Origin of the sequence: Peribacillus asahii (assembly GCF_003570725.1) — a bacterium.
In the GTDB taxonomy this organism is placed as follows: domain Bacteria; phylum Bacillota; class Bacilli; order Bacillales; family DSM-1321; genus Peribacillus; species Peribacillus asahii.
Genome location: NZ_QWVS01000002.1, coordinates 46926 through 62358, shown reverse-complemented (window position 1 = coordinate 62358; position 15433 = coordinate 46926). Strand labels below are relative to the sequence as shown.

16 protein-coding genes and 1 pseudogene are annotated in these 15433 nt (G+C 35.9%); 15 read left to right on the top strand and 2 right to left on the bottom strand.

All coding sequences use genetic code 11. The annotated features are described in order from the left end of the window. The first annotated feature begins 36 nt into the window (after positions 1 to 36). Positions 37 to 1251 (top strand): MFS transporter, encoded by a 1215-nt coding sequence (locus tag D1953_RS00400; RefSeq protein WP_119115180.1) that lies wholly within the window; start codon positions 37 to 39, stop codon positions 1249 to 1251. 269 nt (positions 1252 to 1520) lie between these two features. On the opposite strand, the gene D1953_RS00395 is transcribed toward D1953_RS00400, so the two are convergent. Next, on the bottom strand, positions 1521 to 2579 hold the full coding sequence (locus D1953_RS00395; RefSeq protein ID WP_245979799.1) for an FUSC family protein: 1059 nt from the start codon (positions 2577 to 2579) through the stop codon (positions 1521 to 1523). Positions 2580 to 2848: 269 nt separating this feature from the next. On the opposite strand from D1953_RS00395, the gene D1953_RS00390 reads away from it, so the two are divergent. Beyond that, positions 2849 to 3763: a DMT family transporter gene (locus D1953_RS00390; RefSeq protein ID WP_119115179.1), complete on the top strand. Its 915-nt coding sequence runs from the start codon at positions 2849 to 2851 to the stop codon at positions 3761 to 3763. A 225-nt stretch (positions 3764 to 3988) separates the two neighbouring features. Here the strand turns inward: D1953_RS00390 and D1953_RS21055 are convergent, their stop codons facing one another. Next, the gene (locus D1953_RS21055) at positions 3989 to 4141 is read right to left on the bottom strand and encodes a hypothetical protein (protein WP_182480458.1); all 153 of its coding nucleotides are present in this window, start codon (positions 4139 to 4141) and stop codon (positions 3989 to 3991) included. A gap of 198 nt (positions 4142 to 4339) precedes the next feature. On the opposite strand from D1953_RS21055, the gene D1953_RS00385 reads away from it, so the two are divergent. The 13 genes and pseudogenes from D1953_RS00385 (at position 4340) to D1953_RS00330 (ending at position 15376) form a co-directional block, all read left to right on the top strand. Further along, positions 4340 to 4990, top strand: coding sequence for a hypothetical protein (locus tag D1953_RS00385; RefSeq protein ID WP_119115178.1), 651 nt, complete (start codon positions 4340 to 4342; stop codon positions 4988 to 4990). A gap of 295 nt (positions 4991 to 5285) precedes the next feature. After that, on the top strand, positions 5286 to 6380 hold the full coding sequence (locus D1953_RS00380) for an acyltransferase (protein ID WP_119115177.1): 1095 nt from the start codon (positions 5286 to 5288) through the stop codon (positions 6378 to 6380). 296 nt (positions 6381 to 6676) lie between these two features. Then, positions 6677 to 6835: a hypothetical protein gene (locus D1953_RS21050; protein WP_182480457.1), complete on the top strand. Its 159-nt coding sequence runs from the start codon at positions 6677 to 6679 to the stop codon at positions 6833 to 6835. Between the two features lie 80 nt (positions 6836 to 6915). Beyond that, positions 6916 to 7116 carry a hypothetical protein gene (locus tag D1953_RS00375; protein ID WP_245979844.1) on the top strand — a complete coding sequence of 67 codons (201 nt, stop codon included), beginning with the start codon at positions 6916 to 6918 and terminating at the stop codon, positions 7114 to 7116. Positions 7117 to 7135: 19 nt separating this feature from the next. Then, positions 7136 to 7522 carry a hypothetical protein gene (locus tag D1953_RS00370; protein ID WP_119115175.1) on the top strand — a complete coding sequence of 129 codons (387 nt, stop codon included), beginning with the start codon at positions 7136 to 7138 and terminating at the stop codon, positions 7520 to 7522. Between the two features lie 297 nt (positions 7523 to 7819). After that, on the top strand, positions 7820 to 8584 hold the full coding sequence (gene pxpA, locus D1953_RS00365; protein WP_119115174.1) for a 5-oxoprolinase subunit PxpA: 765 nt from the start codon (positions 7820 to 7822) through the stop codon (positions 8582 to 8584). Positions 8585 to 8680: 96 nt separating this feature from the next. Next, positions 8681 to 9841: an NRAMP family divalent metal transporter gene (locus tag D1953_RS00360; RefSeq protein ID WP_119115612.1), complete on the top strand. Its 1161-nt coding sequence runs from the start codon at positions 8681 to 8683 to the stop codon at positions 9839 to 9841. A 74-nt stretch (positions 9842 to 9915) separates the two neighbouring features. Further along, positions 9916 to 10707, top strand: a complete 792-nt coding sequence (locus D1953_RS00355; RefSeq protein ID WP_119115173.1) for a putative hydro-lyase — start codon at positions 9916 to 9918, stop codon at positions 10705 to 10707. A 22-nt stretch (positions 10708 to 10729) separates the two neighbouring features. Then, complete coding sequence (pxpB, locus tag D1953_RS00350; protein WP_119115172.1) at positions 10730 to 11476, top strand: 5-oxoprolinase subunit PxpB; 747 nt, start codon at positions 10730 to 10732, stop codon at positions 11474 to 11476. Continuing rightward, positions 11473 to 12450, top strand: coding sequence for a 5-oxoprolinase subunit C family protein (locus D1953_RS00345; protein WP_119115171.1), 978 nt, complete (start codon positions 11473 to 11475; stop codon positions 12448 to 12450). The genes pxpB and D1953_RS00345 overlap by 4 nt, the downstream gene beginning before the upstream one ends. 65 nt (positions 12451 to 12515) lie before the next feature. Next, positions 12516 to 12644 (top strand): annotated as a pseudogene (locus tag D1953_RS21590) (IS6 family transposase); the annotation flags it as partial. Between the two features lie 379 nt (positions 12645 to 13023). Continuing rightward, positions 13024 to 14340 (top strand): 4-hydroxyphenylacetate 3-hydroxylase C-terminal domain-containing protein, encoded by a 1317-nt coding sequence (locus D1953_RS00335; RefSeq protein ID WP_119115170.1) that lies wholly within the window; start codon positions 13024 to 13026, stop codon positions 14338 to 14340. Between the two features lie 22 nt (positions 14341 to 14362). After that, on the top strand, positions 14363 to 15376 hold the full coding sequence (locus D1953_RS00330) for an ABC transporter substrate-binding protein (RefSeq protein WP_119115169.1): 1014 nt from the start codon (positions 14363 to 14365) through the stop codon (positions 15374 to 15376). The last annotated feature ends 57 nt before the right edge of the window (positions 15377 to 15433 follow it).

The following is a 15433-nucleotide window of genomic DNA, read 5'->3' as shown; positions in this document are numbered from 1 at the left end:
ACACTGAATGTAGATAAAAATAAGGAGAGGTTTTTTATGCAATATATCGAATTTGGCACCCCTGCATATCGTCGGATCTTCCTGAGCATGTTGTTAGGAAGTACCGTTACTTTTGCGATTTTGTACAGTCCTCAGCCGTTAATTCATACCTTTTCCAAACAATTTAATATATCGCCATCAACGTCAAGCTTAACAATTTCTTTTGCAACAGTCGCACTGGCAGTTAGCATGCTGTTTATTACAGTATTTTCAAATGCTTGGGGTCGAAAGAAGATCATGGGGATATCTTTACTTTTAACATCACTAGTGGGCATTTTAGCTTCTTTCAGCCCTAATTTTGAAACTTTGATTTTTTTACGGATAGTACAAGGAATTGCTATGGGCGGCTTTCCGGCTATCGCTATGACCTATTTAAGTGAGGAGGTTTCTCCAAAGCATATTGGACGAATCATGGGTATTTATATAGGCGGTTCTGCTTTTGGAGGTTTTTTAGGACGGGTAATTGTCAGTACATTAACTGATTTTTTCTCATGGCATATAGCTCTTTTAGTTTTAGGGGTATTTAGTTTAATAGGCAGCTTGTTGTTTTGGATGTATTTGCCTGAATCCCAAAACTTCAAAAAGGCAAACCTTTCATTTGGTAACTGGACAACAGGAATATCAAGCGGTCTAAAGAATAAAAGTCTATTTTGTATTTATGGAATAGGTTTTTTATTAATGGGTGTTTATGTATCCTTATTTAATTATATTGGTTTTCCCTTATCAAAATCCCCATATCATTTAAGTCAAACTGCGATTGGCTTTTTATTCATTTTTCAATTGACTGGATCATGGAGTTCATATCTTTTTGGGAATCTTACAGAAAGATATTCACGTTCTCGTTTGGTGAGTGTGGCTATTGTCATGACTCTAATTGGCTCTTTAATGACATTATCAAGTAATATCTTTCTTCTCATTATAGGACTCGTTTTATTTGCATCCGGATTTTTTGCGGCTCATAGCATAGCAAGTGGTTGGATAGGCATTATTTCACCCCCTCGTTCAAAAGCATACGCTTCATCTTTATATTTATTGTTCTATTATATTGGATCCAGTCTAATTGGTTGGTTTGGAGGAGTATTTCTAAGCCACTTTGGATGGGGAGGAGTTATTTTTATGATTTGCGGGCTATTAATCTTCACTAGCCTACTGGTAATCGTAATAAGTCAATCACTTCGTTTATCACGGATGGAAGCAGTTCAAACGTCGTAAACAGTATGAAACAAGTCTAGAGCATACTTCTCTCGAAAATCAGCGTAAGGAACGTGTTTAATTGAAAGAATGAAGAATAGAGAGAAGTAACATGAAATGTTAAAAAACATATATCCCTGTACTAAGTAGGGATATATGTTTTTTAATTCTTGAATGCTCAATAGTTAATCAAATCATAGGGGAATCGGTCTATAGTCTAATAATTCCATTGCTATATTTATAAGTAATTCTTGCAGATATGTATTCAGGAGATGCTTTTATATCAGCATTCAGCCGTTGTTTAACCGAGTTTTTTTAATATATTGTTCAACTAGACGATTTAACCGCTCAATTTGAAACGCATAATTATAAATGGATGATCCGATTACAGCAAGTTGAATTTTTTGTTTATGGTCTTCGTTATAGGAATAAATAACTTTTTCTAAAAAGGAAATTGTTTGCTCCATAATATTGCTTTCAAGTTGGGGTTCATCAATTTTTATTTTTCCATCATACTTTAATAAAAAAAGTTCATGATACTTGATTAAATGTTCTAAATGTTGATCAAATAATAAATTTTCTTCTGTACTTGGTTTGCTTTGAAAATAAAAGGAGTCGATATTTTCCAATACAATAAATCCTTGTTGAAGGGATTTAAGCATTTGCTTGAACACGACAATTTCGCGTAAATTCATGTTGTTTAATTTTGCCATTTTTTCGCGTTCTTCATCAAATAGCTTATACTGCTCTTCTAATTTTAAAATATCATTTTCTAATTGCTTTAGTTGATCTTGAAACGATTTTTCTGTCATTTCATTGGAAATAGCCGTTCGCATAAGGAGTGACATATTTTGAAAAATAGTATGAATTTTCTCTATGTAATTTTTCTTGTAATTGGGTGGGAAAATAAAAATATTCACTAATAAAGCTGATGTTATTCCAATTAAAATAATTCCAAAGCGATGTAAAGCAAAGCTCAAATCCTCATTTCCGTGTGCACTCATGATTGCGAGTACGGTAACTAATGTAAGTGAAATGGTTTCCTCCATCTTTAATTTTAAACTTATTAAAATTACGATGATCATAACAAGACCCATGGCAAATGGATCATTCCCAAGAAAATGCAAAGCAATTAGTGCGATAATAGCACCGAGGGTATTTGTTTGCACTTGATTCCAAATATGTTTCCATGTTCGGTAAATCGATGGTTGGATTGTAAAAATGGCAGCTATTCCAGCAAACACCGCTGATTCAAGATTAAACAAAGAACAAACATATAAAGCAAGTGTAACAGCCATTCCTGTTTTAATAACTCGTGGGCCTAACTTCACAATGCTCAAATCCTCCATTTCGGACGTACTCTTTAATCTCAATGATATGATGTCATAAATTATCCTTTCAAATATACGGTGTAACCTCGACTTTTTCAATTCCTTTTGGTGATAAGATTAATATTTCTTTCTTTTTCGTTTATTGAAATAACAGTTTGTATTAAATAGTTAAGTAGATGTGAAATAATGAGTATTTTCCTTGTTTTTACAGCGAAATTCCATCAATATAGTATTACAAATTATATTTTTCTAAAATATTAGTAAAGCTCAAAGGGGAGAAGGAAAAAATGATAGAACTATTACGTAGAAAAATGATTATACATATGGCATGTCTCGTTCTAATATGGGGACTATGCTGGCCTATTTATAAGTATACGCTTTCTTATACCCCACCTCTTTTATACGCTGGGATGCGTGCTCTTATTGGGGGAGTATTATTGTCTATTTTATGTTTTCCAAAAAGAAAAAGCATAAGATGGAGTGAAAATTGGCGTATCTATTGTGTTTCTGCGTTATTCAATACTGTGCTCTTCTTTGGACTTCAAACAATTGGTTTAATGTATTTACCAGGAGGTTTGTTTTCAGTCATTGTGTATTTACAACCGGTGCTTATCGGTATTTTTGCTTGGGTTTGGTTAGGAGAAACAATGTCCGCCATAAAAGTTATTGGTCTTGTTATTGGTTTCCTAGGTGTAGGAGCCGTAAGTACAGGCAGCATTTCTGGCCAAGTTTCACCTTTAGGTGTCGCATTAGCTATAATTACTGCTATTAGCTGGACTTTGGGTGTCATTTATGTGAAGAAAGTAAGTCCTAAGGTTGACTCCTTGTGGCTGGTAGCTCTACAGTCTGTATTGGGAGGAGTAGTGCTGACGGGTATGGGATTAGGAACTGAAAGTTGGTCAGACGTTGCTTGGAATAGTACCTATATATTTGGATTAGTTTTTGGGTCCACTTTAGGCATTCCTGTAGCTTATATCCTTTACTTTAAGTTATTAAATTCTGGTGAGACTAGCAAAGTAGCTTCCAGTACGTTTCTTGTACCACTTATCGCGGTATTATTTGGGACTTTGTTTTTAGGAGAGCCCTTTACACTTTCTCTTTTTATTGGACTTATTTTAATTGCCAGCAGCATTTATTTAGTGAATCGTCCGAAGAAAGGTGAACCAGAATATAAATATACGACTCTTCAGGAAAAAATATGATTGTGAATTACATACTGAGATAAAAGTAATAAACAGAGGTGAGCAAAGGTTTAGTCGAAACGAGACTAAACCTTTGTTTTTTTATTAAAATCCATCATATTTTGCATACCTTATAATAAAAAATGTCTTCATTTTCGGCGTTAATGTCCTCGTTAGCGGTGGGAAATTACTTTACAGCTAAACTGTATTTTGGTACGACTTCCATCCCGCATAAGGTTTAGTCTTTTAAGTCAATTTTGTTTTATTGCCATCTTTTTGTCCTACCGTTCCAGCCGGAACACGGTTAGTTCCAGATGGAATACTTTTATTAGGCTCGCCATTCATAAGGTCACTAGTAATGTTTAGGTTGTTATTAGGTGATTTTTGTCCTTTCTGCATGAGAGTTCCTCCTTTCTAATGAAAACGTTTATATTGTTTCGCTAATTGTATGGTCTTAAACAAAAAAGTTATTCCATAACCTTAACATGTTCTATAAGGGAAAGGATGAATCGCCCAAGTTTACAATTAATTAAATAGGAAGCCTCGACGTTAAAAGCTCATAATAAAGATGATTATATAAAAAGGGTGGAATCTTATATGTCTTTAGAATGGTTTGACAGAGTTTGTAGCGAATTAGAGGATAGTCTCGATTCAATTTGTGATAAATATGATGAAAATGGCGGAATGTCGATAGAACGCGGGGCAAAACATCCAAGAATCGAGTTTTTTATTGAAAATGAAGGTGTTGAAAGAGAATATTTTTGTACGCTTTTTTTCGATCCGCATAATGAAGAATTCTATATCGAATCTTTTGAACCAGATATTGGCCAAGCCAGTAAGGTTGTATTGGCTGATATAGAGGATATTATTGATGCTGTTCATGAAAGCTTCCATATGTATCTGGATGACGATAGCGTAGAAGAGGTATTTGTAGATGAGGAACAGGAGTTCTACGATTCAGATGAGGATGAAGTAGCAGAATTGTTTGAGGAAATAGATGTAGAATGGGAAACTCCTGAGGTCACTGCTTATTTTCAAGAAAATGAAGTAGAAGTGACCTATCAGTTTGGGATTGTCCAAGAAACGGGAGATGGTGTACTAAAACGAATCAACCGTATTTGGACGGACGATGAAGAAATGTTAAAAGACGAAACCAACTTTATTTTCAGTAAGGAAGAAGCAAGCACCATTATAGCGATGATTGCTAGCCATATGGATTCTTTGAGCACCATGGATTATCATAATTAAACGAAAACAGGCCCCACTGAAAAATTTGTATGTTTGAAGTGACTCATAAATTTAGACGCTTTATTTCATTGGGCAAAGTAAAGGGCATGATTCCGGTACAATACCGGAATCATGCCCTTTAATTTTGCCTTAATCCGTTTCGTTTGTGATTGTAATATACGCCGTATTTGGCTGCCTTGTGTACGAAGGAGGTGACTAGCCATTATGGAATTATACTTTTTGTGTTTATTTTTCTAAATTGGAGTAGTATAATTTTGGGGTTATATAGAGATAAAGTCATAAGGAGAAGTTGTTTATGGGGAGAGAGCTAAATAAAAAAACTCGATATTTTTACGAGTTGAATTTTATACGTGGTATAGCTTGTTTATTGGTTGTGATGGTTCATGTCACAGCAAGGAATTATCATTTAAATGATCAGAACTTCAATTGGCTGACACTATTTTTAAATCAAGTTGCAAGATATGGTACACCGTTTTTTGCAATCTTGAGCGGTTTTCTGTTATACAATCAAGCAATTAAAAAAGGCTTTAATTTTAAAAAGTTTGTTGCATCTAGATTTACTAAAATTGTTATACCGTTTTTGATATGGAGTTTTCTTTATTTACTTGTTAAACAGTATAAATTTCCTTGGCTCGAGGGGGGAGCCAGTGTAAAAGATTTTTTAGTTCTCTTTTCACTGGGTGATAGTTATTATCATCTTTATTTTATTGTTGTGGTGATTCAGTTTTATCTACTATTCCCTATTTTACAATTGGCTAAAACTAAAAATAGTATGTTAGCTTTAACAATTATAGCTTTTTTCATAAATTACTTTTTTATGAGGCAACCAGTTGATACAGGAAATGAAACTTTTAATCTATTTATTCAGGATAGATCATCAATATTTAAGTGGATCTTTTATTTTATCTTCGGAGGACTTTTAGTATACTTTTGGGAACCACTTGTAAAATGGATTGAAGAAAATGTGAAATTTACTATTTTGCTTGGTGCTATTAGTCTATGTTTCGTTATATATGAGTACAATACATTCGGTTTTTTTTCATCTACACGCATTGCTAATTTATTTCATATGCCATTACTCCTTGTTGTACTAGTTGGTATTTATTATGCTATGGGGCGTTGGGAGAAAATAAGAAGCTATATACTCGAACTTGGTAATTTATCGATGGGGATTTATTTAGTTCACCCAATGGTTTTATATGTAATGCAAAATTACACAGCTGAACTATTAACTAAAACAAGATGGATCCCTTTAGCTTTTCTTATTACTGTACTTTCTTCAATTTTGTTAGTCAAAATTATTAATAAAATTCCGTTTGGTCAATTTGTTGTTACAGTTGCAGCTCCAAAGAAAGTAAAATATCAAGAGGTACAAAGGAAAGCTAGTTAAACTACAATATAAATTAAGGGAAAATGCAAAAAAAATTATTTGAGCATTTTCCCTTTTATTTTTAGTAAGGAAGAAGCAAGTACCATTGTAGCGATGATTGCTAGCTATATGGACTCATTAAGCACGATGGACTACCATAAATAAATGAGGAAAAAGCTGCCCTGGTGAACTTTAAAGTTTTTGGGCAGCTTTTTGGGTTATTTAGGAAGTTTAGATAAGGCCACTCCTTTCTGATGGTACATATTTTTCATTTGTATGTAGACACTATTTTTATCCCTATATTTGGAGGTTCTGATATGAAGAAAGACCATTTAGGTTCATATTATGATGAATCGAATTTAAGCATGAAAAGAAAAGCTAATGACAAAAGATTGGATATAAGTTCAACAGGATATGGGCTGGAATCTGTTTCAAGTGAAGAAACAAGAGATAAATTACAGGAATCAAAAAAGTAGAAATACTTATAGCGAAAGATACGTGCCTGTGAGCCTTTAAAAAATTCACGGAGAAAAAGGAGGTTTTGTAGTTGCAGGATATGACTATTTATGTGAAGGAAGCAGTAAATGAACAGCCTATTCAAACATTAGAAACAATTCTTGTACAAATGAATGGGATTGAAAGAGCTTTAGTAGACATCGAGGATGGGGAAGTAAAGATTACTTACAATGAAAATCAGATTAATCAGGAGAAAATCAAACAAAAAATCCAGCAGCATGGATTACATCTTTCAGAATAAAAAAGCTAGGTAGGTTCATATGGATCAAAACAAGGAAAATGTAGTAGAAGTTATAGATCCCCATTTGAAACTGCGTATAAAAAAAGAAGTAGAAGGGCTACAGTTCATTAAAAACTTTCGCTCCGCTACTGCGGAAGAATGGTATGTTTTCCTGCCGGGATTTAAAGACCCGCAAACAGGTGGTGCAGCAGGAAAGGTGATTATCCATTATAATTTATACGGCAATCGAGATATATTTATCAATACAACGATTATTTTTGATGCTAGGGAATTATATGTTTCACAGCTGCATCCGCTTGTTTATGCGATTTCCGATGAAATTGTAAATCGTCTCGTGGGTTATGCTGATACGCTGCTTTCAGTTCATGCGGGAGAGAACTCCTATCAGGCAGAGTATAAAGCCTAATAATAATTGAGGTTAAAAAGATAAGAGGGGATTTTGAGGAGTATGTGGGTCTAATCCGCTAGCTCCTTTCTCTTTTTTACGTCAAAACATTTTATAGAAAAAAAGAAAGTATATGTAAGATTGTGTGGCGAAAAATGTTGTTGAAATAAAAAACCCATGATAAAATAAAAATGTTCCGAAAATTGATACATAAATCCCGAATTTCGGGAAATGGATTTGATGAAAGGGAATTATTAGATTTTATAGTAATCAACATGCTTTATTGTTTGAATTTTTAGTAAAAGGGAGGAGCAGGCTATGAATATAGTTGATTTGAATTGTGATTTAGGAGAGAGTTTTGGCGCATATCAAATTGGAAATGATGAAGCCATTTTAGATTATGTAACATCAGTGAATGTGGCTTGTGGATTTCATGCGGGTGATCCGACTGTTATGAGAAAAACGGTACAGCTTGCTTTAGAAAAGCAGGTTAAAATTGGAGCCCACCCTGGTTTACAAGATTTAATAGGATTTGGTCGCCGAAATATAAATATTTCACCACAAGAAGCTTATGATATTGTCGTGTACCAAATCGGCGCTTTAAATGGTTTTTTACAATCAGAAGGTGGTCGAATGCAGCATGTGAAACCTCACGGTGCATTATACAATATGGCGGCAAAAAACAAAGACTTGTCTAGGGCTATTGCTGAAGCGGTCTACAAAGTAAATCCTGAACTCGTTTTATTTGGCTTATCAGGAAGTGAATTAGTACGAGCTGGACAAGCTATTGGATTACAAACGGCTAATGAAGTGTTCGCAGATCGAACATATCAACAAGATGGTTCATTAACTTCTCGAAATGAAAAAAATGCATTGATAGAAAATGATGATGATGCTGTTGCACAAGTGATTCGAATGGTTAAGGAAGGGAAAGTCTTGTCACAGCAGGGGACCGATGTAACTTTAAAGGCCGATACGATTTGTATTCATGGTGATGGAGCACATGCCTTAAGTTTTGCACGCCATGTGAAAAAGTCTCTAGAATTATCAGAAATTACAATTAAGTCTATTTTGAAATATTAACAAACATCAGAGAGGAAGATTCTATTGGAGCAACGTAAACAAGCACCCTCACAACAAAATCCTTCTGCTAAACCAAAAATTAACTGGACTTTATTAATGGGCGCAGCATTTCTGATGGCAACATCAGCCATCGGTCCAGGCTTTTTAACTCAAACAACCGTTTTCACTCAAAGTCTTGCAGCCAGTTTTGGATTTGTGATTCTTATTTCGGTTATTCTTGATATTTTTGCTCAAACAAATGTATGGAGAATTATTGCTGTCTCTGAAAGAAGGGGACAAGACATTGCTAATATGGTTTTTCCTGGACTAGGTTATGTTCTTGCGGCGCTTATTGTAATAGGAGGACTCGCATTTAATATCGGGAATATTGCGGGAGCTGGACTCGGTTTAAATGCAATGTTAGGAATCTCTCCAATAACTGGAGCCCTTATTAGTGCAGTCATTGCTATATTAATTTTCGTTGTAAAAGAAGCTGGAAAAGCGATGGATCGTTTTACCCAAATTGCTGGTTTTGTCATGATTGGTTTGATGATATATGTTGCTTTTACAACATCTCCTCCAGTCGGAGAAGCAGTTGTGAAAACGTTCGCACCAGACAAAATTGATATTATTGCGATTGTTACATTAGTTGGTGGAACAGTAGGTGGCTATATTACATTTGCTGGTGGACATCGTTTGCTTGATGCTGGAGTGAAAGGGGTAGGGGCACTACCTGAAGTTACAAAAAGTTCAGTGGTTGGTATTTTAATTACTTCCGTCATGCGAATTGCCTTATTTTTAGCCGTCCTTGGTGTTGTAGCTAAAGGTTTGCCAATTGATCCGGATAATCCACCTGCATCGGTGTTTCAGCTTGCTGCTGGTAATATTGGTTATAAAATATTCGGTGTCGTTATGTGGGCTGCAGCCATTACATCAGTAGTAGGCGCTGCGTATACGTCTGTTTCTTTTGTCAGAACATTTAGTGAAAAAATAAATCAAAAAGCGAACTGGATTATTATTGGCTTTATCGTTGTTTCAACCCTTTGTTTCGTAGTAATTGGAAAGCCTGTCAAAGTACTAATTTTAGTAGGTGCTCTTAATGGATTAATTCTTCCAATTGCTCTTGGGACACTTTTAATTGCTGCCTATAAGAAGAGCATTGTAGGGGATTATAAGCATCCATTATGGTTAACAATCTCAGGTATATTTGTAGTAGTAGTTATGGCATTAATGGGTGGTTATACAATCGTTACTCAATTACCGCTATTATTTAAATAAGACGATTAGATAGATTGAATAAATACGACTGGCAGTTCTTTCAGACTGTCAGTTACTTATAGGAGAGGGATAATATGATAAATCTTGCACAAGCAACGCCGGCTGAACTTCGTGCCCTAATTCGTGATAACCAATTGATTAGACCAACTGCAGGAATGGCAGGTGGGTACGCTCAAGCAAACTTAGCTATTTTGAAAAAAGAGCATGCTTTTGATTTTTTACTATTTTGTCAGCGTAATGCTAAAGCTTGTCCTCTTCTTGATGTAACGGAAATTGGTTCCCCGATTCCTAAATTTGCTGCTCCATCTGGTGATATACGTAAAGATATTCCAAAGTATCGAATTTATAAGTATGGTGAATTAGTGGAGGAAGTAACGGATATTACAGATTATTGGGAAGATGATATGGTGGGATTTTTAATTGGCTGCAGTTTTACCTTTGAACATGCACTATTAAATAATGATATTTCCGTCCGACATATTGAAGAGAATTGTAATGTTCCTATGTATAAAACGAACATTTCATGTGTAGAAGCAGGAATATTTCATGGGAAAATGGTTGCGAGCATGAGACCGATTCCTCAAAAAGATGTTGTAAGAGCAGCGCAAGTTACTTCTCGTTTTCCGGCTGTTCACGGTGCACCGATTCATATTGGAGATCCTAGTGTAATTGGTGTGGCTGACATACATCAGCCTGATTTTGGAGATGCAGTAACAGTTCGTGAAGGAGAAGTACCAGTATTTTGGGCTTGTGGCGTAACTCCTCAATCAATCGCAATGGAAACAAAACCTGCGATTATGATTACTCATGCACCAGGACATATGTTTATTACAGATATTCGTGATGAAAAACTAGGGGTTTTATAACCAATAGAAAGAGAGGAGTTCTATGTCGGAGAAGCTTTTGAATACAACTAGCTTTGCACTATCTCCATTAGGCGATTCCGCGGTAGTCGTTACATTTGGGAATGAAATACAATATGATATTCACAAAAAAATAAAAATATTTATGGAGTTACTAGAACATGAACCGTTTGTTGGATTTGTAGAATGCGTGCCTGCTTATACTAATTTAACTGTTTTTTATGACCCTCTTGTTGTTTTTAATGAACAAAAACATAAAGAAGCTGGAATCTCTCCTTATGAGGTAGTTTGTTCAAATATTAAAAAGAAGTTACAGCAGATAGAGACGAATAAAAAGATGACCCATCGAACGGTGTCCATCCCAGTATGCTATGGAGACGAGTATGGGCCAGATTTGGAACATGTAGCTCGCTATAATGATTTAACAACTGATGAAGTTATTCGTATTCATTCAAGCGGTGAGTATTTAGTTTATATGATTGGGTTTGCACCAGGGTTTCCATTTTTGGGAGGATTATCAGAAAAGATTGCCACGCCTAGACGCTCTTCACCAAGAACAACGATACCAGCAGGAGCCGTTGGAATTGCTGGCATGCAAACGGGAGTTTATCCTATTTCAACGCCTGGTGGATGGCAATTAATTGGACAAACTCCGCAAACATTATTTTTACCGAACGAGAATCCCCCTAGTTTATTACAAGCAGGAGATATTGTGAAATTTTACCCAATTTCTTATGAAGAGTACAAAGAAATGAAGGAGGAGAGACGGTGAGCCTACGCGTTATCAAACCGGGATTATTAACAACGATTCAAGATCTTGGCAGAAGAGGGTTTCAAAAACACGGTGTGATTGTAAGCGGGGCAATGGATACATATTCCTTACGCATTGCAAATTTGTTAGTTGGTAATCAAGAGGGAGAAGCAGCCCTTGAAGTGACACTAATGGGTCCGACTTTTGAAGTAGAAGAAGACTGTGTAATCGCGATTACAGGCGGGGATTTATCACCTACCATTGATGATCGAACGCTTCCAATGTGGAGACCTGTTTATGTAAAAAAAGGAGCTATTCTTCGATTTGGACGATGTAAATCAGGATGCCGTGCTTATTTGTCTGTTGCGGGAGGGTATGCTATTTCGGAAGTGCTGGGTAGTAAAAGTACGTATTTAAGAGGCCAAATGGGGGGCTATGAAGGAAGAGCTCTACAAGTAGATGATGTTGTTCCTTTTAATGGACATTCTACCATACTAAAGCATGAGTGGACGGAAAGTTTTATTGCTGCAAAGTGGTTTGTTCATGCAAAAGAGTTTTTGCCGAGTCGCATCCCAGTTATTCGTTTTCTCGCTGGAAGCCAGTACGAATATTTTACAAATTCAAGTAAACTTCAGTTTGTAGACAGTTTGTTTAAAGTTTCAAGTCAATCAGATCGTATGGGATATAGAATATCAGGTCCTGCATTGGAACTACAGCATAAACGTGATATCTTGTCTGAAGCTGTATCGAATGGTTCTATTCAAGTCCCTCCAGATGGAAATCCTATCGTTCTACTTGCAGATCGCCAAACTACGGGAGGGTATCCTAAAATTGCTCAAGTAATTACGACAGATTTATCATTAATCGGGCAGTTGAAACCTGGAGAATCTATTCAATTTTCACAAGTTACATTAAAAGAAGCCGAGCAGTTGTACATTCAAAAAGAACAGAAGGTAAAACAATTGAAGGTTGCGCTATCATTGGCTTTACAGTAAAAGAAAGTACTCCAGGAGTGCTTTCTTTTTTGCCGCGTGTCCAGCGTAGATACAGTTTATAAGAAACTGCTACTTCAATAGTACGTGGTATTAAAGCCCTGCATACGATGAAAAAAGGGCAAGTTCACCAAGGGGTGAAGTCTGCTCAAAATCGAAAGGAATTCATTGATAAACTATTTAGCATCGCATTATAATCTGTAAAGTTGGTAGGAAATTCATGTCCTATGTTTTTTTTGAAATCATCTTTGCATCAGAACCATTCATTGTATCGGGTGATTTTTAACAAGATTCTAAAAAAGTATTTACGTCAGAATTTTAAAAATATTAAAATTATCGTTGACTTTCAGCAGTAATGTTTGTAGAATAAACAACATATAAATCATATTAATTCAATAGGATAAATTGGTTCAATAAACGACCGGACAACCGGAGATTCTTCTTTTGTGAATGAAGGGGATTCTCCGGTTTTTATTTTGCGGTCTAATTCAAACCAACCAGACAACTGGAGGTCTTTATCGTTAAGGAAATGAATCCTTGGCATAAAGACCTTTTCTATTGAGAAGGAGGGATGTTATGAGTAAAGGCCAAGAAGGTTCTTATTTAGTGAAGATTCAGGATGGACGACAAGTATGGGTAGGAGAAGAAAAAGTAGATTTATTCTCTTATTTAACCTCAACAACTTTTGAAGTGCATGCCATTTCTAAGTTTTTGGATGAAAGATGGAATGTAGATTCTGTCCCTTTCAATGGTCATGAAAACTTTCATTATTCACCCTTATCTGTTCCAAAAACGACTTTGGAATTAGAGAACCAAAAGTTTCATTTATCTTATTGGTTTCCAGAAGGTCCTTTCTTTTCAGAAGGGTGGACTGATATCACTCATGCTATTCTACAAGGATGGTATTTTAACAGAAATCACTTGCAACCTCCTTTTACAGAATTTTCGGAATCTATTAATCTGCTAGTACAAAGACTTAAACAAGAAAAAAGATTGGTCACCATGCCTTATCGATTGTTGGGATCGCCCGAAAGGATTCAACGTTCTACTCTTAAGGTGACAAGGCAAACAGAGGACAGCATTTTTATTGATGGAATACAAAAATTTCCGAGTGATTCATTGGTCGTTCATGAATTATTGACATTTGCTTCTCATCAAGATCAAGAGCTTCTTTTTACAGTACCATTGAATCGTGACGGAGTGTCCTTGCATGTTCAATCAGGAGACTTGGATTCTGGAGTAGTCGTACATTTCAAGAACGTTTGTATTCCTTGGAATACCGTGTTGGTTCAAGAAAAATTGGAGTATATGACCTCTCTTTTTGATTCTGATCATGTCACAACTTATCCAGATTATCAACGGGTATCTAGTTTTTATCATCAATTAGAATGGCTAACGAGTCTTGCCTTTTATGTGGTGAAAGAAACAGGGGAAAGTGGAAAACTACATATTCAAGAAGTTCTGGGAGAACTGTTGCAACAATTAGACATATTGAAAGCCTATTTACATCTTTCAGAGATCAAGGCTGAACAACATAGCGGTGGTGTTGTGCCGCATCAGCAGGCACTTCAAACCGCTAAATATCAAGGGATTTCTTTTTATAAAAGAGCGATCGAAATCCTACAACGGGTCAGCGGTGAACTTTATTTACAGAACTATTACGGGGATGAGACCCATAATGATTCAAAGAAGCTTTATTCCTTGATTTCCGATTATATCGCTTCACCTGCTGCATTAAGCAGACAACAATATCAATCGTTTCATGCTGGTGATTCCGAATATGCTTGGGCGAACTATTACCAAGCCTATTCAACCGATTTTCTTAAAAATCGGTTAAAGGATTTCTGGGATTTTCATAAGACAGAGAAGTTATTTTCAGCTTTACCTAAATAGACGTAAAAAGGAGATGAGTAATATGAAACTTACTGTTTTCAAGAAAGCAGCTACAGCCATTCTTTTATCAGGAGTACTATTATTAACCGCTTGCTCTACCGGTGATAAAACAAGTAAAGAGACTGGTAGTAATGGAGAAGAAATCGTTTATTTTAAATATCCAGATAACCCATCCTTTGATTTAATCTATCTTGCTGATCAATTGGGTTATTTTGAAGGAACGAATACTCGTCCACAATATGTAGGAAAAGTTGCTGCTCCTCAAATTATTCCACTCGTTGGAACGGGTGATATTGACTTTGGTTCCAGAATGGTTCCATTAGTCATTTCAGCGATTGCAAGTGGTGCGGATATTAAAGTAGTATCTGCAGGTGGATTAACATTAGAAGATGCCCCACATATGAAATACTTTGTCCGTAAGGATTCTGGAATTAAAGAAGCAAAAGATTTAGAGGGGGAAACAATTGGTTTTAATAGTTTTGGAGCATGCGCTGAGTTCGTGACGAAGAAATGGTTACGGGAGCAAGGTGTTGATGTGGATACGATTGAATGGGTGGTTGTTCCTGATGATAAAGGGGAGCAAACGGTAGAACAAGGTGACGTAGATTTAGCTATCATTCATCCGCCACACTCCGGCAGAGCTTCGAATAATCCGGAACTAACAGCTTTATGGTCTGATTATGATTTAGACAAAGGATTAGGTGGAATGGCTCCATATAGTGTAAACGGTGAATTTGCGAGAAATCATCCTGAAGCCGTTGAAGACGTTGTAACAGCGATAACGAAAGCTGCAAACTGGGTAAATGAAAATCCAGATGAAGCCCGTAAAATCATTGCTGAAAGACTTGGGATGGATATTGAAAATGTAGAACGATATGCGTATGTTAAAGATCTTGTGATAGAAGAAGAACCCATCCAATACTATATCGACATCCTTGAGGATGAAGGGAAACTTAAGGAAGGTTCTGTCGATGTAAAAGATGTTTATACTAATGAATTTAATCCCTTTGCTAATGGAAAAACAGCTAGTAAATAAGAGATAAAAAACATATCTGGAATCAAATAGGTGGAGAATCTGCTTGATTCCAGATGT